The following is a 21,279-nucleotide window of genomic DNA, read 5'->3' as shown; positions in this document are numbered from 1 at the left end:
AGGTAGAGCATCATGATGTTGATTAGACCTGTGCGGCCCGGCGATCTCGCCGATATTCTGCAGTTATCAGGCAAAACCGGCATCGGTTTAACGTCTTTGCCCAAGGATGAAGCGCATTTACGCGGGCGCATTGAGCGCTCAGTGGCGACCTGGGAAGGTCGTCTGGATAAAGGCGAACAGGGCTATCTGTTCGTCCTCGAAGACACCGAAAAGCAAAAAGTAGTCGGCGTGAGTGCCATTGAAGTGGCGGTCGGATTGAGTGAGCCGTGGTACAACTTTCGCCTCGGTACACTGGTCCATGCCTCCAAAAGCCTGAACATTTACAAACCGGTGCCGACGTTGTTTCTCAGCAACGATCACACCGGTTATACCGAGCTTTGCACGCTGTTTCTTGATGCGGATTACCGCAACGGTAAAAACGGTCAGCTGCTGGCAAAAGTGCGTTTCCTGTTTCTCGCGGCGTTCCGAGAATACTTCTCGCGCAAGGTGATCGCTGAAATGCGCGGTGTATCCGACGACAACGGGCATTCTCCGTTCTGGGACAGCGTCGGGCGGCACTTCTTTGGTATGGAATTCGCCGAAGCCGATCGTCTGACCGGCATGGGGCAGAAATCCTTTATCGCCGAACTGATGCCGAAACATCCTTTATATACCGAACTGCTCAGTCATGAAGCCCGTGAAGTGATCGGCGAAGTGCATCCGCAAACTGCACCGGCGCGTGCCGTGCTTGAAGGCGAAGGGCTGCGCTACGAAGGTTATGTGGATATTTTCGATGCCGGTCCGACGCTCGAGGGCGAAATCGATCAGTTACGCGCGGTGAAAGAAAGCCGCCTGCTGCCGGTACGGCTGGCGGAAGAACGCAGCGGTGACGATGAGCCGCTGTATCTGGTCGCTAATGAGCAGTATCAGAACTTCCGTGCCCTGCTGGTTCCGGGAGGTGACACCCCGGAAAAAAACCTGTCACTTAACGCCGCCGAAGCCGAAATACTCGGCCTGCGCGAAGGCGATTCGTTGCGTGCCGTGGCACTTTTTCCCGGTAACTCCGTTACTCCCGCAACCCAAAATCTCAAAAAGGAAAGTCTCGCATGATGCAACCTGCACTTTTTATTCAGGGCCAGTGGCGCAGCGGACAAGGCGCGCAGCTCAACAAAACCAATCCGGCGGATAACACGTTGTTATGGTCGGCGCTGAGCGCCAATGCAGAAGATGTCGACGCCGCCTGTGCGGCAGCGCGCACGGCATTCCCGGCATGGGCGCGTAAAACCCTGGCCGAACGCGCGGAAGTGATTCAACGTTTCGCGGATTTACTGACTGAACACAAAACCCGGCTGGCAGAGATCATCAGCCAGGAAACCAGCAAACCACGCTGGGAAACGCTGACCGAAATTCAGGCAATGATTGGCAAAGTGGCGATTTCACTGGAAGCTAATCAGCACCGTACTGGCGAAAAACACACCGCTATGTCCGACGGCGAAGCGGTTCTGCGCCACCGGCCCCACGGCGTGCTGGCCGTTTTCGGCCCGTATAACTTCCCCGGCCATCTGCCGAACGGACATATTGTTCCTGCCTTGCTGGCGGGCAATACGCTGGTCTTCAAACCGAGTGAACTGACGCCGAAAACCGCCGAAGAAACCGTGAAGTTGTGGCAACAGGCAGGGTTGCCGGAAGGTGTGCTGAATCTGGTGCAGGGCGGTCGTTCCACCGGCGAAGCGCTGGCGGCCTGCGGCAATATCGACGGGTTGTTGTTTACCGGCAGCGCGGGGACCGGTTACCAGTTGCATCGACAACTGGCCGGGCAGCCTGAAAAAATTCTGGCGCTTGAAATGGGCGGTAACAATGCGCTGATTGTCGAGCCGGCAGAAGACATTGATGCGGCGGTTAACCTGACCATTCAGTCGGCCTTTATTTCTGCCGGACAGCGTTGTACCTGTGCGCGCCGCCTGCTGGTGAAAGAGGGCGCGGCGGGTGATGCGTTTATCGCCCGTTTGCTGGATGTGACCATGCAGTTGCGTGTGGGCGGCTGGAATGACGATCCGCAGCCATTTATGGGGGGCGTTATTTCTGACGCTGCGGCTCGCAATATGCTGAAAGCGCAGGACGAACTGCTGGCGCTGGGCGGAAAGCCCTTGCTGTTGCTGACTCGTCCGGATCCGCTCAATACCGTGCTGACGCCGGGGATCATCGATCTGACCGGCGTGGCGGGCATCCCTGATGAAGAATATTTTGGTCCGTTGCTGGGCATTTATCGCTACAGCGATTTCGATCATGCCATCGCCCTCGCCAATCAGACACGCTTCGGCCTGGCAACCGGACTGATCTCTGCTGAGCGCTCTCAGTTTGAGCAGCTATTATTGGAAGCAAGGGCAGGCATTGTTAACTGGAACAAACCGCTGACCGGCGCATCAAGCAACGCGCCTTTCGGTGGTATCGGCGCTTCAGGCAACCACCGTCCGAGTGCTTATTATGCGGCGGATTATTGTGCCTGGCCGATGGCCTCGCTGGAAACAGACAAGCTGGAACTCCCTGCGACGTTGTCGCCTGGTATTGATTTCCGTACAACCTGAGGAGACAGGAATGTCTGGATGTGAAGCAAATTTCGACGGATTAGTCGGGCCAACGCACCATTATGCGGGGCTGTCGTTTGGCAACGAAGCCTCGACCAAAAATCAGAATGCAGTCGCCAATCCGCGTCTGGCGGCGAAACAGGGCCTGCTGAAAATGAAAGCGCTGGCTGACCTGGGTTTTGCGCAAGGGATTTTGCCACCGCATGAGCGTCCGCATCTGAGCACATTGCGTAAAATGGGTTTTGGTGGCAGCGACCGTGAGGTGCTGACCAAAGCTCAGGCGTATTCGCCACGTTTGCTGTCATCGCTGAGTTCGGCGTCTGCCATGTGGGTCGCGAATGCAGCAACCGTTTCGCCTTCAGCGGACAGCGCCGACGGGCGCGTGCATTTCACCGTCGCGAACCTGAACAATAAATTCCATCGTGCAATCGAGGCTGAAACCACATCTGCGATTTTGCGTGCCACATTCCACGCGGATAAATATTTTGCCCATCACGACGCATTGCCTCAGGTGGCGGCGCTGGGAGACGAGGGCGCCGCCAATCACAACCGTTTATGCGGCGCATACGATAAACCCGGCGTGCAGGTGTTTGTTTATGGCCGTGACGGGCTGGTGAACGACGGGAATGAACCGCTACGTTATCCGGCACGTCAGACCCGTTTGGCCAGTGACGCCGTGGCGCGTTTACATCAGCTTGATGAAAAGCGAACGGTGTTTATCCAGCAAAATCCGCACGCCATCGACAGCGGCGTTTTTCATAACGACGTGATTTCTGTCAGCAACGGCAACGTGCTTTTCCATCATGAACAGGCGTTTGTGAATTCAGATAAAGCACTGGCCGAAATCCGCAAAAAAATGGCGGCGCTTGAGCTGGATTTTCAGCCGATTGAAGTGCCGCAGTCGAAAGTGTCGCTCGATGATGCGGTGGCGACCTATCTGTTTAACAGCCAGTTACTGAGCAAAACGGACGGGAAAATGATGCTGGTGGTGCCGGAAGAGTCTCGCCAGCACGCGGGTGTGTGGGCCTATTTGTCGGCGCTGAAAGACAGCGGCGGGCCCGTCGACCAGATTGAAGTGTTTGATCTGCGGGAAAGTATGCGTAACGGCGGTGGTCCGGCGTGTCTGCGCCTGCGGGTGGCGCTCAACCGCAACGAACTGAACGCCGTGAACGTGGCCTCGCTGATGAGCGACAGTCAGTTTACCCGGCTCAATACCTGGGTGGATACGCATTACCGTGACCGGATGCAGGCGAAAGATCTGGCCGATCCGCAGCTTCTGACCGAAGTGCGTACTGCGCTTGACGAACTGACCAATATTCTGGGGCTGGGTGCGATTTATCCGTTCCAGCGCTGAACCTCAAAGGAGTGAGATATGTTTGATTTACTGGCGACGACGCTTTCCGGCGATGCTCTGACAGAGCCTGCCGGACAAACCGAAACGCTGGACTGGCAGTGGCGCGGTGAGGGCATTCTCGAGCTGTCACCGCGTCAGCCCTGCGAAGCGGCTGTGGTCATTTCCGCCGGTATCCACGGCAATGAAACCGCGCCGGTTGAGTTGCTGAATCAGCTGGTCAGTGAGTTGCTTTCAGGCGAACGGCAGCTGTGCGTCAGGTTGCTGGTTTTGCTGGGCAATCCGCCTTCCATGCGCATCAACAAGCGGTTTGTCGATGCGGACATGAACCGCATGTTCGGCGGGCGTCATGCGCGTTATACGCCGAATGATGAAACCCGACGGGCGCAGGAACTCGAACAGGTGATGGCGCTGTTTTACCGCAGTGCTGCTGCGGCGGGAGCCATGCAGCGATACCATTATGATTTGCACACGGCGATCCGCGGATCACAACATGTCCGTTTTGGTTTATTGCCGCTTCAGGCGCGCCCGAAAAGCGAAGCGATGTTGGCGTGGCTGGATGCCGCCGGGCTGGATGCGCTGGTGCATCACCGGTCGCCGGGCGGTACTTTTACGCATTTCAGCAGCGATGTGTTTAAGGCTGACAGTTGCACGCTGGAACTGGGCAAGGCGCTGCCGTTTGGCAGTAACGATCATACGCAATTCACCGGTATCCGCCGCGCACTGGAAACGCTGGTCAGCGGTGAACCGTTGCCCGCCCGTGAAACCGCCGCACCGCTGGTGCATTACCGCGTGGTGCAGGATGTGATCCGCTCACAGGAAGATTTTGAGCTGTATGTCCCGCCCGATGCCCTGAATTTTACGGCGTTCAGCAAAGGTTTTGTTATCGCGCGGGAAAGCGGCAAAACCTACCAGGTCGAAGCAGACGAGGAGGTTGTGTTGTTTCCCAATCCTAATGTCGCATTAGGATTAAGGGCAGGGCTGATGCTGGTGAAGATGTGATTTTTTGCGAGATGTCTTCCTGAATTGTTCATACAGTATTGCAAGCTAGCGACCTTGTGCGTACTTTATGCTCATCGGATTCGGCATGATGTTGAATTCATTGCATGTTTTTGTAACGTGAAAACGTTATAAAAACGGCTCAGGGAGGATCGTATGAACATGATGTATGACGAATACGATTGGTTTTAAAAGAAACTGATCTCAATAAGGCGGGGAATCCCGCCTTTTTCATGGATGAAAATCATGAAATCAGCCACTGAATGCCAAAAGAAGCCGGTTTATCCGCTGAGTACATGATCTTCACCAAAAGAAAAAGGGTCCTGATTTTCATCAGGACCCTTTTTCTTTAATTTGGCGGTGAGAGAGGGGTTCGAACCCTCGATACGATTTCTCGTATACACACTTTCCAGGCGTGCTCCTTCAGCCACTCAGACACCTCACCGTGTTCGTTACAGCGCATACGTTGCAACGGGGCGCTACTATAGGGAGACAGCCGCGAAGGGTCAAGAAAATTTTCGGCGTTTTGTGCCAGCCGCTCAGACTCTATGCAGCATCAGCCTGCTGAATCTCCACTCTGTGAAGCACCTCAATAGTCATTTTCCCTCAGTGCCATTATCGGGAACTGCTGGCAGGCAGGGAAAGGTTTCCTTTTGCCTGTTTTTTATACTCAATCCGCGTCCCTTCCTAACAATAATTTTAAATCAGGATACAGCGGAAATGACTTCAACCTCATCACCTGCCTTTGAAAAACCGTCAGAAATGTCGAAAGTTGTCTTTGGTATGCCCGTCAAACTTTTCTGGGGCTATATCGCCATTGCTATATTTATGACCGGCGATGGCGTCGAACTGGCCTTTTTATCGAAATACATCATTGATATCGGATTTAACGTTTCGCAAAGCGCAATGGTATTCACCGTTTATGCCATCACTGCCGCCATTGCCAGCTGGCTGTCCGGTGGCATCAGCGAGATTTACGGGCCGCGCAAAATCATGGCGCTGGGCGTAGTCTGGTGGGTCGTGTTCCATGTGCTGTTTATCCACTTTGGACTCGCTGCCAAAAACTATCCCCTGATTCTGGTGTTCTATGCGCTGCGCGGTTTCGCTTATCCGCTGTTCTTCTACGCATTCTATGTGCTGGTAGTACAAAGAACACCTTCACACAGGCTGGCGTCGGCGACGGGCTGGATCTGGTCGATGTTCACCATCGGTTACGGCATCATTGCGTCGTTTCTGCCGAGCGTGACCATTCCATTGTGGGGATTCCTCACCACATTGTGGATGTCACTGGCGTGGGTAATCGTCGGGGGCGCAATAGCATTGTTAACGCTGAAAGAGCTGCCCTCGCAAAATAAAACGGCGATGCCGGGCGCGGCGAAACTGCTGGAAATCAGCCGTGGTATTACCCTGATATTTGCCAACAGAGATATTTGTCTGGCGCTGATTATCCGCATTCTCTGTAACCTCGCGTTGTTTGGATTTCCTATCTTTATGCCGCTGCACTACACCTCACAAAACGTCGGTTTTACTCCTGAGCAATGGATGCGTATCTGGGGCATATTTTTCCTGGTTCAGCCGGTGACTAATGTGCTGTGGGGGATTATCGGTGACCGTATTGGCTGGCTGTTCCAGATGCGCTGGGTTGGCTTCTTCGGTTGCACCATCACCACATTACTTTTTTATTTCATGCCTTTATATTTCCCGGCAAATCTTGGTATGGCCATTTTCTTCGGGCTGCTGCTGGCCTTCACGATTACCTCTTTTGTGCCGATGGGCGCGATTTTCCCGATGCTGGCACCTGAGCATAAAGGCGCGGCGATCTCCGTGCAGAATCTCGGCGGTGGTATCGGCAATTTCATTGGTCCGGCTATCGCTACGGTGCTGTTCAGTGCCTCGTTTGATATCAAAACGGTGGTGATCTGCTACTCGGTGCTCTATTTCATCGGCGGTGTTTTGACCTGGTTTATCCGCAATCCACAGCCCGCACGGGTTCCGGCAAAGACAGAAACGGACCTGACCTCTCTCTCACTGAAGGAAGAAAAATGAACATCAACGAATTTTTTGGCATCAAAGGCAAAATTGCCGTCGTGACAGGGGCATCGGCAGGGATCGGACTGGCGATCACTGAACTGATGATCCAGCTCGGCGCAACCGTCGTGATGGTGGATAAGGATCCACAGGTTGTTGCCCAGGCAGAGAAACTGACCGGCGACGGGTTCGGTATCGCGGCTGACTTGTCGGACATTGCCGCCATTCCCGCGCTAATTGAGCAGGTTATCGTCCGTTACGGACGGATTGATATTCTGGTGAACAACGCCGGAATAGGCATTCTTGAAGCGGCTTCTGAGGTGAAAAAAGAGAGCTGGGATGCCACGTTGTTAGTGAATCTGACCGCACCTTATTTTCTTTCGCAGGCTGCGGGAAAGTACATGATTGCTCAGCAATACGGGCGCATTGTGAATATCGCTTCGCAGGCGAGTGTTAATGCGCTGGAGAATCATGCGGCGTATTGCACCAGCAAGGCCGGTCTGGTGATCGCGTCAAAAGTGCTGGCGGCGGAGTGGGGGCAATTTGGCATTACCGTTAATACGATTTCACCGACGGTGGTGGAAACGGAATTAGGCAAACGCTACTGGCAGGGTGAAAGAGCGGTGGCCATGACGGCAAAAATTCCCGCAGGTCGATTTGCGATGCCGGATGAAATTGCCGGCGCGGTAGCCTATCTGGTCAGCGATAAAGCCGGGATGATCACCGGCGAAAATCTTATCGTCGATGGCGGCTATACGATTATCTGAGTTACCTGTGCCGATTGTCTGAAGCAAAAAAAAAGGTCCTGATTTTCATCAGAACCTTTTTTCTTTAATGTGGTGGAGAGAGAGGGGTTCGAACCCTCGATACGATTGCTCATATACACACTTTCCAGGCGTGCTCCTTCAGCCACTCAGACACCTCTCCAGTCGTCGGCTGCACCGCAGTGCTGCTGACCGGCGCTAATGTAGGGAAAAGTGAGCTCAGCGTCAACCCTCTTTTGCAGGATCCGTGCCGATTAGACAAACTTAGAGCAATCTGATGATTTACAGAACAAAAAGCGCGTGAAGGATGAACAACGGTTATCTGGTTGCCGGGCGTGATTAAAATTGCTTATCAGAATGCATAAGTAATTAGAGGTTTTGCATAAAAGCACAATTATCCGGCAAACACTTTTTGTTACGGCGAAATAGCAAGATATGTTGTGGTAATCGCGGGTGGTAGCGGTATAACAATGCACTGTTAAAAAATGCTTCGCATAAGAACTGTACAAGTCACCGATTGAAGCAGAGTTTGTTTATCACACAAGGGCAGGGGTTATTCTTGAGTCAGTCAAATAACGCGACGACGTCGCAACACCGGACGGCAATACCTGCCGGGGCGGGCACATTATTCTTCGTTCAGACATTCGCGACGCTCGGCTTTGCGGTGCTGTATTCCACGCTGGTTTTATACGCCACCAAAAAACTCGGCTTCAGTGAAGATAACGCCAACGCCATCATGGGCGTGTTCGGCGCATTCAACTACGGGCTGCATATGTTCGGCGGCTATCTTGGCGGACGTTATCTCAGCAACCGTAATCTGTTCGTGCTCGGCATGGTGTTGCAGGTGTTTGGCTGCGCGCTGATTGCGATGGAAGGCGTGACGGGGTTGTACTGGGGGCTGGCGATGTTCCTGACCGGCAGCGGGCTGAACGTTACCTGTTTGAACATGATGCTGACACAGCGCTTTGCACCAGATGATGACCGTCGCGAATCGGCCTTCCTGTGGAATTACGCCGGGATGAACCTCGGCTTCTTTATTGGTTTCGCGGTGGCCGGTTATTTCCAGCTGAGTGAAAACTATCGCGCGCTGTTCCTGTTCGCCACGCTGGGTAATGTGGCTGCCATTGTCGTGACGCTTTCCCGCTGGTCAATTCTGGCTGACATCAGTACACCGCTCAAAGAGGTCAGCCGCAGTCAGTGGTTGCGCCGGCTGGCGGTGGGTATTGCCATTCTGATCGTGCTGGTGCCGGTGATCCGCATATTGCTGACCCACGCAGAATTCAGCAGTTACTTCGTGGTAGCACTGGGTATTGTGATTTTCGCGCTGATGACGGTGGTGACGTTCCGCCATCGTAATGCCGGTGAGCGTCGCCGCATGAAAGCCTATCTGCTGCTGGCGCTGGGCTCACTGGTGTTCTGGATGTTGTATCAGCTCGCGCCGATGGGGCTGATGCTGTTCTCCGAAAATAACATCAACCTGAATGTGTACGGTATTCGCGTCGCACCGCAGTGGATCCAGAACATTAATACCGTGGTGATCGTCATCGGCGGGCCGCTGATGGCGCTGTGGTTTAACCGTCTGCGTCAGCGCGGCTGGAACATTGATATTCCGGCGCAGTTCTCGGCCTCTCTTTTCTGCATGGGGTTAGGCATGCTGGTGCTGCCATTGGGTATTCATCTCGCGGGCGGTGACGGGCTGGTGGCGTTTAAATGGATTGCCATCAGCTATGTATTGCAAAGTATCGGTGAACTGCTGATTTCACCTATCGGTTACGCGATGATCGGCAAACTGGCGCCGCCGCGTTACCAGGGCGTGATGATGGGCTGCTGGATGATGGTGACCGGCGTGGCGTCGGTGCTGGCGAGCTACATTTCCGGACTGATGCCGCAAAATGCCGGCAGTACGCCGTTGCTGACCAATCCGGGATACAGTCAGGTGTTTAACGCACTGGGCTGGGGTTCTGTTGCGACAGGTGTTGTGCTGCTCATTCTTATTCCGCTGCTGCGCCGGATGATCCACCGCGAGCCTTCTGTGGCCTGATTTTTGTCATCACAGCACATCATTTAACAAGCCCCGTTCTTCGGGGCTTGTTCTTTTTTGCGTCACAGGGTTGCATCCCGATGATATTCAGGGAAATCTATCCGCTCACAGGAGGCTTTCCCGATGAACATTATTTTCTACCACCCTACATCTGATGCAAAACCCTGGATTGACGGAGTAACGAAAAGATTACCGCAGGCCAACGTGCGCGCGTGGAATGCTAATGATCATGAACCGGCAGATTACGCCCTGGTCTGGCGGCCGCCGTACGCCATGCTCGCGCCGCGCAGTGCGCTGAAAGGCATTTTCGCGCTGGGGGCGGGCGTCGATGCCATCCTCACGCAGGAACAGCGTCAGCCGGGCACATTGCCTGCCGGTGTGCCATTACTGCGCCTGGAAGATACCGGCATGGCATTACAGATGCAGGAATATGCGCTCGCCAGCGTCCTGCGTTATTTCCGGCGGATGGACGAGTATCAGCTGTTCCAGCAACAAAAACAGTGGCGTCCGCTTTCGCCGCATTCCCGCAGTGAATTCACCATCGGTATTCTCGGTGCTGGCGTACTCGGCAGCAGCGTGGCGCAGGCGCTGGTGGATATGCAGTTTACCGTGCGCAGCTGGAGCCGCAGCGCCAAGTCGCAGGAAGGCGTACAGAGTTTCTATGGCGACGATCAGCTGGCGGCTTTTGCCAGTGACTGCAAGGTGCTGATTAATCTGTTGCCAAATACGCCACACACCGCCGGTATTCTCAATCATCAACTGTTCACAAATCTTTCGCATAATGCGTATCTGATTAACCTTGGCCGGGGCGGACATCTGGTGGAAGGCGATTTGCTGCGAGCGCTCGACAGCGGACAAATAGCGGCTGCCGCACTTGACGTTTTCGTCGAAGAGCCGCTGCCGGGTATGCACCCGTTCTGGTCGCATCCGCGCGTGAGTATTACGCCGCACGTCGCTGCTGATACGCTGCCGGAAGAAGCCATGGACAGCATCGTCAGCAATATTCTGGCGATAGAAGCGGGGCGCGAGCCGAAAGGACGCGTCGATCTCGGTCGGGGTTACTGACATTCATCTGCTAACATTATAAATGCTGCGGTTATTTCGCCGCAGCGGAAGACTTCAAGGAGAGCACATGCCGTACCCGGTTGATTTACATATGCATACTGTTGCCAGCACACACGCCTACAGCACGTTACATGATTACATTGATGAGGCAGCGGAAAAGGGCATTAAGCTGTTTGCCATCACCGATCATGGCCCTGATATGGCCGATGCACCGCACTACTGGCACTTTATGAATATGCGGGTCTGGCCGCGTCTGGTGAACGGAATCGGCATTCTGCGCGGCATTGAATCGAATATCAAAAACATTAACGGTGATATCGACTGTACCGGCCCGATGCTTAAAGAAATTGACGTCATTATTGCTGGTTTCCATGAACCGGTGATGCAACCGGTTGATAAAGAAACCCATACTGCGGCGGTCATTGCGGCAATGGCGGGCGGTGAAGTGCATATTATTTCGCATCCCGGTAACCCGAAATACCCGATTGATATTCCTGCTGTGGCGGCCGCTGCCGCAAAATATAACGTCGCGCTGGAGCTGAATAACTCCTCGTTTATTCATTCCCGCGTGGGCAGCGAGCCTAACTGCCGCGCCATTGCGCTGGCAGTCAAAGAAGCCGGTGGCTGGCTGGCGCTGGGATCAGATTCGCACATTGCTTACTCGCTCGGCGGCTTTGAACATTGCGAACGTATCCTGCGTGAAATTGATTTCCCGGAAGAACGTATCCTTAACGTCAGCCCGCGTCGTTTTCTCGATTTTCTTGAAACACGTGGCCGCGCGCCCATTGCTGAATTAAGCGAACTGTGACATTGTCGCGACCAAATTGCGGGTGATTAACCCTTTTCATTGTCTTATCAGGTTACTGTTATGAATGAATTTTCGATTGTCTGCCGCGTGCTGGGCACCTTGTTTTACCGTCAGCCGCAGGATCCGTTACTGGTTCCGCTGTTTGGTCTGATTCAGGACGGCAAGCTGCGCGAACACTGGCCGCTGGAACAGGATGCGCTACTGGTCCGTTTGCAGGAAAGCGCCAATCCCGAAGCACTGGCCGCTGAATTTAACCGTCTTTTTGTCGGCTCAGAATGCGCGGTTTCGCCGTTCCGCAGTGATTATGTTGACGGTGCAAATGAAATGGATGTGCGTACATTCCTGCAACAGCGCGGAATGCCTTTGGGTGAAACGCCTGCCGATCATTTTGGCGGTATGCTACTGGCAGCTTCCTGGCTGGAAGATCAATCGAAGGAAGATGAAGTCAGCGCGCAGATCACCCTGTTTGATGAATTCCTGTTCCCGTGGTGCGGCAAATTCCTTGGTAAAGTTGAGGCCCATGCCACCAGCGGTTTCTACCGCACACTGTCTGAAATCAGTCGTGAAGCCTTGCAGGCGATGCGCGACGAACTGGAAGAGCAATTGCCGCCAGAGCTGGATGATGCTGAAGAAGACGACCAGTAAACCGGACGACAGAACGTAAAAAGCCCGGCGGTGAGCAATCACGCCGGGCTTTTTATTATCGGTTGACTCGGACTAATCAGTAAAAGGTATCACTAACTGCCCCGGTTTCACTTCAATGCCTTTGGCCAGTTTCTTCGCCATCGCTTCGCCTTTGCTGTGATCGCCATTGAGCACATAAGCCGGACGCTGGTTGAAATAGGTGTTCAGTGAGTTGTTTAGATAAGGCATCAGGCCTTTCATCACGTTATCCATTTTTTCCGGCTTGATGGTGTAATCCACCACCTGCATATCACGCAGGAAAATGGCGCCTTTCTCGCGGTCATACGTCGGATGCGCTTTCAGGGTCAGGCGCATATCGGCTTTTTGCGGACCGAACAATGAAGAGATATCAACATGCGCGTCGCCGGTCAGGGTCACGATGCCGGGTTCTGCGCGACCAATCTGGCTGCTGAGATTGGTCAGGATCAGTTTTGCATCTACCAGTCCGGGAACACCCAACTGTTTCTCGAAGTTGTTGTTCTTTTGCAGGTAGTCATTCACCTGCTGCTCGCTGATGGTGTACTGCGTCAGCTGATTACAACCGGCCAGTACACTGGCACATATCAGGACTGCGGCACCCAGAAATCGCTTTGTCATTCTTCCCTCATTACGTAAATGCTATTTTGTCAGCATGACCCGAAAGCGTCATGGCTCCAATCAGACAACGCTGATTAGCCTAAGTGCCGGAGGCGGGGAAGAAAAGGGAAAATTGCCGGAAGCGCACTTCCGGCAGCTTAGTATGACGGGCTTAGCTCGCGAGGCGGGTTAACAGATTGACCTGCGTTTGCTTCGCCATATTGTCGCGATAGTCCTGCACGCGCGAAGGCCAGTCAATGCCTTGTACAATTGTCAGCGAACGCAGCAGCGGCCACAGATTAATATCATCCTCGGAAAGCTCGCCGTTCACCGCATTCGGCTCGACGATCAGTTTGTCGAGTGCGCGCAAATCCTGACTGATCTTCTTCACCAGACCTTCGGAATGTTGCAGATGCTCTGCGAAACTGCCGCTGGCGGCCTGTTTTTTATCGGAGAAGTATTTACGCGCTTCCGGCGTGGAAAATTCTTCCAATGGTGCGGCAGCAAAACGCGGCAGCAGAAGACGTCCGGTATATTCAGAAACCTGACGCAACCACGCGGCAATTGACGCATTCAGCGGACCGGTCAGCAGCGGCTTGCCGTCGCTTTTGTCGATGTAATGCACGATATCCATGCTCTCAGGCATGAAGCCGCCATCGGCTTTTTGCAGGATAGGTACCATCTTTTTGCCCACCATCGAAACCGGCGTCTTTTCGTCGTCATTGAGCAGTACTTTGATTTCAACCGGGATGTTCTTCAGACCGAAAATCATGCGTGCTTTCACGCAGAAAGGGCAATGTTCGTAAACGTAAAGTCTCATAGTTCGTAGCTCCTGTTGTCGCCGGCGGTGACCTGTAGGGTGCATGAAAACTGCCGGATGTAGGTTCGGATTTTATCTAACGCTATGATTCAGTATGGGTATAGATGCGGGTGAGATCAAACCTGCCCGTCATGCTTGTCGCTGTCACTGTGTTGGCTACGCTCGTTTACCCGAATCACTGACCTTTGTCAGCTCATCGGGGTTCACTCGCTTGCCGCCTTGTTACAACGCCAATCATTTTGGGTATTAAAAAAATGAGTAAGAGATCAGCCCCCGCTGAGCATGGCGGGTTCGATACGGCGCAGATTGAATTGCCAGTACAAACCGGTGAGGGTGATAAAGCCGACAACGGCGAGCAGAAACCACGGTAACTGAGGCAGTTGCAGCGCCCGGCCTGTGTCGTACATCCAGCCGCCGCCGGTGTAACCAATCACACCGCCGAGTGCCAGACCGAGACGGCTGAAGCCCATATAACTGCCGCGTGCGCGGGAATCCGCCAGTGATGCGCTGAGGGTTTCACGCGCTGGTTCGGCAATGATGGAACCGATATAGAAGAAGCCAATCAGCAGTAATAACGGATTGATTGAGGTGACCAGTCCGACCGGTAACAGGCTGAGTGTCATGATCAGCAATCCAAACATCAGGCGCTGCTCGAGGCGGAAGCGTTTTTCGCTCCAGCGGGCAATCGGATATAAAAATGCCAGTGACAGCACGGCTTCGATGGCGTACATCCATTTCACCGCCGACGGACTGCCCGCGACATCATTGACCGCGATAGGCAGCATCAGCATCACCTGCACGGTCAGCATGTAATAGCCGGTGAGCGTCAGGACATAAGCCAGAAAACGGCGGTCTCGCAACACGCGCATCATGCCTTCGCGCATCGGGGTACGCATGGTGGAAATACGGTAAGCAGGCAACAGCCAGGCGTTACAGGCTGCGGCAAGACAGAAAATGGCTGCGCCGGCCCAGCAGACGTAATGAAAGTCGTACTGCAACAGCCAGCTGCCGATCAGTGCGCCAATCACAGCACCGGCACTGTCCTGCATCATCATCAGGGAGAAGAAACGGCTCCGCTCGTGGGGACGGGTCAGTTTGATCACCAGCGCGGTACGTGGCGGATCAAACAAGGTGCCGCCGAGGCCGGAGAGAATACAGGAGCCGACCAGGATCCACGGCTGATCGGCCATCGCCATGGTGGCGAAGCCCGCCGCACGCAATAACATGCCAGTGATAATCATCGGTTTTGCGCCGAACCGGTCAGCAATCGCTCCGCCAAAAATGCCTAATCCCTGTTGTGTAAGCTGACGAACGCCAAGCGCCAGACCGACGGCCATCGCTGCCCAGCCAAGCTGATCGACAAATCGGATCGAGATCAACGGAAAAACCACGAAAAAGCCTAAAATAACCAGCGCGTTGTCTAATAACAGAAAATACTTACCCAAGCTCCGAGCTTGTGATACCAGAGACATGCTTCACCATGAGCGATTATTAGTATCCTGTCCGGCAGATACAGAAAGGAGAAAAGACGCTCCCAGTCTGAACCGGAAACAGGCATTTAGATAGGGCGCTATTGATAATATTTTTTTATCGTCAAGCCGCGTTCTGACTGGCAGAATTAGCGATGATCTGTCATTTCCTATAAATTCTATTTATCGACCCATGCGGGATGTGGAGGGAAGGGATGTTTGGCTACAAATCTGCCGTGCCAAAGGTGCGGCTTACCACTGACCGGATGGTTCTGCGCCTGGTTCATGACCGTGATGCGCACCGGCTGGCTGAATACTACGCCGAGAATCGTGCGTTTCTGAAACCCTGGGAGCCGGTCAGGGATGAAAGCCATTGTTATCCCTCCGGATGGCAGGCGCGTCTGGGGCTGATTACCGAGATGCAAAAGCAGGGCAGCGCCTATTACTTTATTTTGCTCGATCCCGATGAAAACCGGGTGATGGGTGTGGCGAATTTCAGCAACGTACTGCGTGGCTCTTTTCATGCCTGTTTCCTGGGATATTCGCTCGGTCAGGAATGGCAGGGAAAAGGCCTGATGCAGGAAGCGTTGCAGACGCTAATCCGCTATATGCAACGCCAGCAAAAGATGCACCGCATCATGGCGAATTACATGCCGCACAATAAACGCAGCGGTCAGTTGCTGGAGCGTCTCGGTTTTGAACGTGAAGGTTATGCGAAGGACTATTTGCTGATCGACGGCAAGTGGCAGGATCACGTGCTGACAGCATTAACCTGGCAAGAATGGACACCCCCGTCCCGATAAGGAGAGCAGTATGAAACACGAACTCAGCGCCCGGGAGGCCCGTGTCGTGGGCTGTTTGCTTGAAAAACAACTCACCACGCCAGAACAATATCCGATGACCCTCAACGGCCTGACCACGGCCTGCAATCAGAAAACCAACCGCGAGCCGGTCATGGAACTGAGCGAGAGTGAGGTGCAGCAGACGCTGGATTTACTGCTGCGCAAGCACATCATCCGCACCCTGAGCGGCTCGCGCACCATGAAGTACGAGCATCGTTTCTGTAATTCCGAATTCGGTAATCTCAAATTTTCCCCGCAGGAAGTGGCGGTGGTCACCACGCTGTTGCTGCGCGGCGCACAAACGCCCGGTGAACTGCGAACCCGCACTAACCGTTTGCATGATTTCTCTGATGTTGCCGAAGTAGAACAAACCCTGACTGAACTGACGAACCGTGAAGACGGCCCGTTCTGTGTGCGTCTGGCCCGCGAACCGGGTAAACGCGAGAGCCGGTTTATGCATCTTTTTAGCGGAGAAGTCAGCAACGTGGCCGCTGCCGCTGAAGAGACATTATTCAGTTCAGCGCCTGAAAATGCAGATCTGACTGCGCGAGTAGAAACGCTGGAAGCAGAAGTCGCTGAGCTGAAACAGCGTCTGGAAAATTTGTTGCAACACCTGGCTGATTAAAAGGAGCGGGTTGTGAGTAAATTACGAATTGGTGTTATCGGGCTTGGCGGAATTGCGCAGAAAGCGTATCTGCCAGTGCTGAGCCACGCTGAAAACTGGACGCTGGCAGGCGGATTTTCTCCGAATCAGCAAAAAGCACAGGCCGTTTGTGACAGTTACCGCATGGCCTGTTTTTCCCGTATAGATGAACTGGCCAGTCAGTGTGATGCGGTTTTCGTTCACAGCAGCACCGCCAGCCATTACGAGGTGGTCGGGCAGTTGCTGGCGCAGGGCGTGCATGTGTATGTCGATAAACCACTGGCGGCAGAACTTGATCAGGCCGAACAGTTGGTAGAACAGGCGCACAAGGCAGGCAAAGCGCTGATGGTCGGTTTTAACCGCCGTTTCGCGCCGTTGTATCGCCAGCTCAAAGAGAACATGCAGGATGCGGCGTCATTACGCATGGATAAACATCGGACCAACAGTGTCGGACCAAACGATCTGCGTTTCACCTTGCTGGACGATTATCTGCACGTGGTTGATACCGCACTGTGGCTGGCGGGTGGAAATGCCACTCTGGAAAGCGGTCTGCTACAGATTAACGAAGCAGACCAGATGCTCTACGGCGAACACCATTTCCTGTGCGGCGAAACGCTGGTGACGACATCCATGCACCGCCGTGCGGGAACTGCCCGTGAGAGTATTCAGGCGGTAACGGAAGGCGCGGTGTATCAGCTGGACAATATGCAAAACTGGCGCGAGGAACAGCAGGATATTCTGACGCAACTGCCGGTGCCGGGCTGGCAAAGTACGCTGGCGCAGCGCGGATTTGTCGGAGCGATTGAACACTTTGTCGATTGTGTGAGCAATCAAACTGCGCCGGAAACCAGCGGTGAGCAGGCGATTTATGCGCAGGCGATGATCGAGAAAATTCTGAATTCTTAACCTGAGTGCTTAACGGAGAAGCCGTGCGGGATGGCGCGGTTAACACTCTATAACAACATAAAACAACTGCCGGTGGCTATTGCATGGCGGATGCGTAGACTAAGCGCATCTTTGAGCCATGCCGGTTCATCTTTCACGCCTGCTGATGCAGCGTGGTTGTTTAACTGACTCATTTATCAGCTAACCGGTAAACAAGAAAAGTGACATGAATCTACTTAAATCTTTGGCAGCCGTCAGTTCCATGACGATGTTTTCACGTGTATTAGGTTTTGCCCGCGATGCCATTGTGGCACGTGTATTTGGCGCCGGAATGGTCACAGACGCCTTTTTTGTGGCGTTTAAACTCCCCAACCTGCTGCGCCGTATTTTTGCCGAAGGGGCATTTTCTCAGGCTTTCGTGCCGATCCTGGCTGAGTACAAAACGCAGCAGGGCGAAGAAGCCACCCGCACCTTTATCGCTTATGTTTCCGGCTTACTGACGCTGGTTCTGGCGATTGTGACCGTTCTGGGCATGATTGCTGCGCCGTGGGTGATTTATATTACGGCGCCGGGCTTTGTTGATTCACCGGATAAATTTGCGCTAACCAGTTCGCTGCTGCGTATTACTTTCCCATATATCCTGCTGATTTCACTGGCATCGCTGGTCGGTGCGATACTCAATACCTGGAACCGTTTCTCGATACCGGCGTTTGCGCCGACGTTCCTGAACGTCAGCATGATCGGTTTTGCGTTGTTTGCCGCTCCGTACTTCCATCCGCCGGTGCTGGCGCTGGCCTGGGCGGTGGTGGCTGGTGGTTTGCTGCAACTCGGTTATCAGCTGCCGCATCTGAAGAAAATCGGCATGCTGGTGTTGCCACGTCTGAATCTGAAAGACGCCGGTGTGTGGCGCGTGATGCGTCAGATGGGACCCGCGATTTTGGGCGTTTCCGTCAGCCAGATTTCCCTGATCATCAACACGATCTTCGCGTCATTCCTTGTGTCCGGTTCCGTTTCATGGATGTATTACGCTGACCGCCTGATGGAGTTTCCTTCCGGCGTGCTGGGCGTGGCGCTGGGCACCATACTGCTGCCGTCACTGGCACGCAGTTTCTCCAGCGGTAATCATGGCGAATACAACCGCCTGATGGACTGGGGCTTGCGTCTGTGCTTCCTGCTGGCGCTGCCAAGCTCTGTCGCACTGGGCATTCTGGCGAAACCATTGACGGTCGCCTTGTTCCAGTACGGTAAATTCAGTGCGTTTGATGCCTCGATGACGCAACGTGCGCTGGTGGCGTATTCCGTCGGCCTGATGGGTCTTATCGTCGTGAAAGTGCTGGCACCGGGCTTCTATTCCCGTCAGGACATCAAAACGCCGGTGAAAATTGCCATCATTACCTTGCTGATGACGCAGGTGATGAACCTGGCCTTTATCGGACCGCTGAAACACGCGGGACTTTCCCTGTCGATTGGTCTGGCAGCTTGCCTGAATGCTTCGCTGCTGTACTGGCAATTGCGCAAGCAGGATATATTTCAGCCTCAACCGGGCTGGAGAACGTTCCTGATCAAACTGTTTGTGGCAGTGATAGCGATGTCCGCGGCACTGCTGGGCATGATGTATGTGATGCCAGCGTGGGACGTGGGCGGTATGGCATATCGTCTGGCGCGTCTGGCAGCGGTGGTCGCGGTGGGCGTGGTGGCGTATTTTGCCGTACTCGGACTGCTGGGCTTCCGCGTGAAAGAATTTGCGAGACGTCTGGATTGATTGGATTAGATTCCGGAAACATAAAAGGGCGCATAAGCGCCCTTTTTTAATATCGAAATACTGCGAATTACATACGTTCTACAGTTTCGATACCCAGTGTATCCAGACCGGTTTTCAGCGTGCGTTGTGTCAGCAATGCCAGTTTCAGACGGCTGTTGCGGCTGGTTTCGTCTTCTGCGTTCAGGATAGGGCAATGCTCGTAGAAGCTGGAGAACAGGCCTGCCACGTCGTACAGGTACGCACACATGGTGTGTGGCGTGCCTTCACGGGCGACGACAGTCAGCACTTCTTCGAACTGCAACAGGCGGGTTGCCAGCGCGGCTTCGCGCTCTTCACTCAGCACAACTGGCTGGGTCAGGCTGTTCACGTCGATTTCTGCACGTTTGAAGATGGAAGCCACGCGGGTATAAGCATATTGCATGTACGGCGCAGTGTTACCTTCGAACGCCAGCATGTTATCCCAGTCGAAGACGTAATCGGTGGTACGGCTTTTTGACAGGTCAGCGTATTTGATTGCGCCGATACCGACAGCATTCACCAGTTTTTCCAGTTCAGCAGCGTCTTTCATTTCTGGATTTTTTTCGGTGATCAGCTTACGTGCGCGATCAATTGCTTCATCCAGCAGATCAGACAGTTTGACTGTGCCGCCGGAACGGGTTTTGAACGGCTTGCCGTCTTTGCCCAGCATCATGCCGAACATATGGTGTTCCAGCGCCACAGAATCCGGCACGTAACCGGCTTTACGCGCAATGGTCCACGCCTGCATCAGATGCTGGTGCTGACGGGAATCGATGTAATACAGAACGCGGTCGGCACCGAGTGTTTCGTAGCGGTATTTCGCGCAGGCGATGTCAGTGGTGGTGTACAGGTAGCCGCCATCTTTTTTACGGATGATAACGCCCATCGGGTCGCCGTCTTTGTTTTTGTATTCATCCAGATAAACGACCACGGCGCCTTCACTGTCGACTGCCAGCCCTTTGGCCTGCAGGTCGGAGACAATGCCAGGCAGCATGCTGTTGTACAGGCTTTCACCCATCACATCATCTTCTGTCAGGGTCACGTTCAGGCGGTTATACGTCAGCTGGTTTTGCTTCATGGTCACGTCAACCAGTTTGCGCCACATTTGCAGGCAGTATTCGTCGCCGCCTTGCAATTTAACCACGTAACCACGTGCGCGCTCGGCGAAGGCTTCGTCTTCGTCGTAGTTTTTCTTGGCTGCGCGGTAGAACTCTTCCAGATCCGCCAGATTCATGTCACCGGCATTTTCGTTCTGCACTTTTTCCAGATAAGCAATCAGCATCCCGAACTGCGTGCCCCAGTCGCCGACGTGGTTAGCGCGGATCACTTTATGGCCGAGGAATTCATTGGTGCGCACGGCGGCGTCACCGATGATGGTGGAACGGATGTGGCCGACGTGCATTTCCTTCGCCACGTTGGGCGCGGAATAGTCGATAACGATGGTTTGCGGTTCAACGGGCGTGATGCCCAGCTTTTCATCGTTCAGAGCGCTGTCAACGTGCGCGCCAACAAACGCAGGATCGAGGAAAATGTTGATGAATCCCGGACCGGCGATTTCGACTTTATTTGCGATACCGTTCAGATCTAACAGCTCAACCACTTTCTCTGCCAGTTGTCGTGGTGGCATACCCAGTTTTTTTGCCACGGACATTACGCCATTTGCCTGATAGTCGCCGAACTGCGCTTTGGCGGACTGACGGACTTGCGCTTCGCTGTCGGCGGAGGCGCCTGCTGCGATCAGCGCCTGGCTGACTTTTTCTGAAAGAAGTGACTGAATATTCACCGAAGTACCTTTATTTAGGAATGGAGTTGTTTGCTGTTCATCCCAATGCGGATGAACCTAAAATGATGCGTGTTTATATCATATTAGCCCTGCGACGTCAGTATCGCCGCACGCCTGACGGCAATGAAAACGCGATTCTGCGGCGCGTCTCTGGCAACCGGATGAAAGGCTGTGTAA

The 21,279-nt window shown here is 53.9% G+C and carries 18 protein-coding genes and 2 tRNA genes; 14 read left to right on the top strand and 6 right to left on the bottom strand.

Annotated elements, in window-relative coordinates:
- Positions 1 to 12: 12 nt before the first annotated feature.
- The 4 genes from astA to astE are packed head-to-tail and all read left to right on the top strand — an operon-like array spanning position 13 to position 4,917.
- Positions 13 to 1,089, top strand: coding sequence for an arginine N-succinyltransferase (astA, locus tag UC15_RS09750; RefSeq protein WP_112288260.1), 1,077 nt, complete (start codon positions 13 to 15; stop codon positions 1,087 to 1,089).
- Entirely contained in the window at positions 1,086 to 2,564 is a 1,479-nt protein-coding gene (gene astD, locus UC15_RS09745) for a succinylglutamate-semialdehyde dehydrogenase (RefSeq protein WP_112288259.1), read from the top strand. The genes astA and astD overlap by 4 nt, the downstream gene beginning before the upstream one ends.
- Positions 2,565 to 2,574: 10 nt before the next feature.
- Positions 2,575 to 3,918, top strand: a complete 1,344-nt coding sequence (astB, locus tag UC15_RS09740; protein ID WP_112288258.1) for an N-succinylarginine dihydrolase — start codon at positions 2,575 to 2,577, stop codon at positions 3,916 to 3,918.
- 18 nt (positions 3,919 to 3,936) lie between these two features.
- Positions 3,937 to 4,917, top strand: coding sequence for a succinylglutamate desuccinylase (astE, locus tag UC15_RS09735; protein WP_112288257.1), 981 nt, complete (start codon positions 3,937 to 3,939; stop codon positions 4,915 to 4,917).
- Positions 4,918 to 5,269: 352 nt separating this feature from the next.
- On the opposite strand, the gene UC15_RS09730 is transcribed toward astE, so the two are convergent.
- A tRNA-Ser gene (locus tag UC15_RS09730) sits at positions 5,270 to 5,359 on the bottom strand.
- Positions 5,360 to 5,634: 275 nt separating this feature from the next.
- On the opposite strand from UC15_RS09730, the gene UC15_RS09725 reads away from it, so the two are divergent.
- The gene (locus UC15_RS09725; RefSeq protein ID WP_112288256.1) at positions 5,635 to 6,960 is read left to right on the top strand and encodes an MFS transporter; all 1,326 of its coding nucleotides are present in this window, start codon (positions 5,635 to 5,637) and stop codon (positions 6,958 to 6,960) included.
- Entirely contained in the window at positions 6,957 to 7,709 is a 753-nt protein-coding gene (locus UC15_RS09720; RefSeq protein ID WP_112288255.1) for a GolD/DthD family dehydrogenase, read from the top strand. Before UC15_RS09725 ends, UC15_RS09720 begins: the two co-directional genes overlap by 4 nt.
- Positions 7,710 to 7,779: 70 nt before the next feature.
- On the opposite strand, the gene UC15_RS09715 is transcribed toward UC15_RS09720, so the two are convergent.
- A tRNA-Ser gene (locus UC15_RS09715) sits at positions 7,780 to 7,869 on the bottom strand.
- A 396-nt stretch (positions 7,870 to 8,265) separates the two neighbouring features.
- On the opposite strand from UC15_RS09715, the gene UC15_RS09710 reads away from it, so the two are divergent.
- The 4 genes from UC15_RS09710 to UC15_RS09695 all read left to right on the top strand — a co-directional run bounded on the left by UC15_RS09710 (position 8,266) and on the right by UC15_RS09695 (position 12,265).
- Positions 8,266 to 9,747 (top strand): peptide MFS transporter, encoded by a 1,482-nt coding sequence (locus tag UC15_RS09710; RefSeq protein WP_112288254.1) that lies wholly within the window; start codon positions 8,266 to 8,268, stop codon positions 9,745 to 9,747.
- Positions 9,748 to 9,870: 123 nt separating this feature from the next.
- Complete coding sequence (gene ghrA / locus UC15_RS09705; protein ID WP_112288253.1) at positions 9,871 to 10,812, top strand: glyoxylate/hydroxypyruvate reductase GhrA; 942 nt, start codon at positions 9,871 to 9,873, stop codon at positions 10,810 to 10,812.
- A gap of 67 nt (positions 10,813 to 10,879) precedes the next feature.
- Positions 10,880 to 11,620 (top strand): phosphatase, encoded by a 741-nt coding sequence (locus UC15_RS09700; RefSeq protein WP_112288252.1) that lies wholly within the window; start codon positions 10,880 to 10,882, stop codon positions 11,618 to 11,620.
- A 60-nt stretch (positions 11,621 to 11,680) separates the two neighbouring features.
- Positions 11,681 to 12,265 carry a molecular chaperone gene (locus UC15_RS09695; protein WP_112288251.1) on the top strand — a complete coding sequence of 195 codons (585 nt, stop codon included), beginning with the start codon at positions 11,681 to 11,683 and terminating at the stop codon, positions 12,263 to 12,265.
- Positions 12,266 to 12,337: 72 nt separating this feature from the next.
- Here the strand turns inward: UC15_RS09695 and UC15_RS09690 are convergent, their stop codons facing one another.
- The 3 genes from UC15_RS09690 to mdtH all read right to left on the bottom strand — a co-directional run bounded on the left by UC15_RS09690 (position 12,338) and on the right by mdtH (position 15,172).
- Positions 12,338 to 12,901, bottom strand: coding sequence for a lipoprotein (locus tag UC15_RS09690; protein ID WP_112288250.1), 564 nt, complete (start codon positions 12,899 to 12,901; stop codon positions 12,338 to 12,340).
- 151 nt (positions 12,902 to 13,052) lie between these two features.
- Positions 13,053 to 13,700: a glutaredoxin 2 gene (grxB, locus tag UC15_RS09685; protein WP_112288249.1), complete on the bottom strand. Its 648-nt coding sequence runs from the start codon at positions 13,698 to 13,700 to the stop codon at positions 13,053 to 13,055.
- Positions 13,701 to 13,966: 266 nt separating this feature from the next.
- Entirely contained in the window at positions 13,967 to 15,172 is a 1,206-nt protein-coding gene (gene mdtH / locus UC15_RS09680; RefSeq protein ID WP_112288248.1) for a multidrug efflux MFS transporter MdtH, read from the bottom strand.
- 212 nt (positions 15,173 to 15,384) lie between these two features.
- Here mdtH and rimJ point away from each other — a divergent pair, with 212 nt between their 5' ends.
- The 4 genes from rimJ to murJ all read left to right on the top strand — a co-directional run bounded on the left by rimJ (position 15,385) and on the right by murJ (position 19,301).
- Positions 15,385 to 15,972: a ribosomal protein S5-alanine N-acetyltransferase gene (gene rimJ, locus UC15_RS09675; protein WP_013575017.1), complete on the top strand. Its 588-nt coding sequence runs from the start codon at positions 15,385 to 15,387 to the stop codon at positions 15,970 to 15,972.
- A 10-nt stretch (positions 15,973 to 15,982) separates the two neighbouring features.
- Positions 15,983 to 16,636, top strand: coding sequence for a YceH family protein (locus tag UC15_RS09670; RefSeq protein ID WP_112288247.1), 654 nt, complete (start codon positions 15,983 to 15,985; stop codon positions 16,634 to 16,636).
- 12 nt (positions 16,637 to 16,648) lie between these two features.
- A complete protein-coding gene (locus UC15_RS09665) occupies positions 16,649 to 17,560 on the top strand; it encodes a Gfo/Idh/MocA family protein (protein ID WP_112288246.1) in 912 nt (303 codons plus the stop codon).
- Between the two features lie 205 nt (positions 17,561 to 17,765).
- Positions 17,766 to 19,301 carry a murein biosynthesis integral membrane protein MurJ gene (murJ, locus tag UC15_RS09660; protein WP_112288245.1) on the top strand — a complete coding sequence of 512 codons (1,536 nt, stop codon included), beginning with the start codon at positions 17,766 to 17,768 and terminating at the stop codon, positions 19,299 to 19,301.
- Positions 19,302 to 19,368: 67 nt separating this feature from the next.
- Here the strand turns inward: murJ and argS are convergent, their stop codons facing one another.
- Complete coding sequence (gene argS / locus UC15_RS09655) at positions 19,369 to 21,102, bottom strand: arginine--tRNA ligase (protein ID WP_112288244.1); 1,734 nt, start codon at positions 21,100 to 21,102, stop codon at positions 19,369 to 19,371.
- Positions 21,103 to 21,279 lie beyond the last annotated feature (177 nt).

The organism is Rahnella sp. AN3-3W3 (assembly GCF_003263545.1).
In the GTDB taxonomy this organism is placed as follows: domain Bacteria; phylum Pseudomonadota; class Gammaproteobacteria; order Enterobacterales; family Enterobacteriaceae; genus Rahnella; species Rahnella variigena.
The sequence above is the reverse complement of the archived record's forward strand: the minus strand, read 5'-3'. Positions and strand labels throughout refer to the sequence as shown.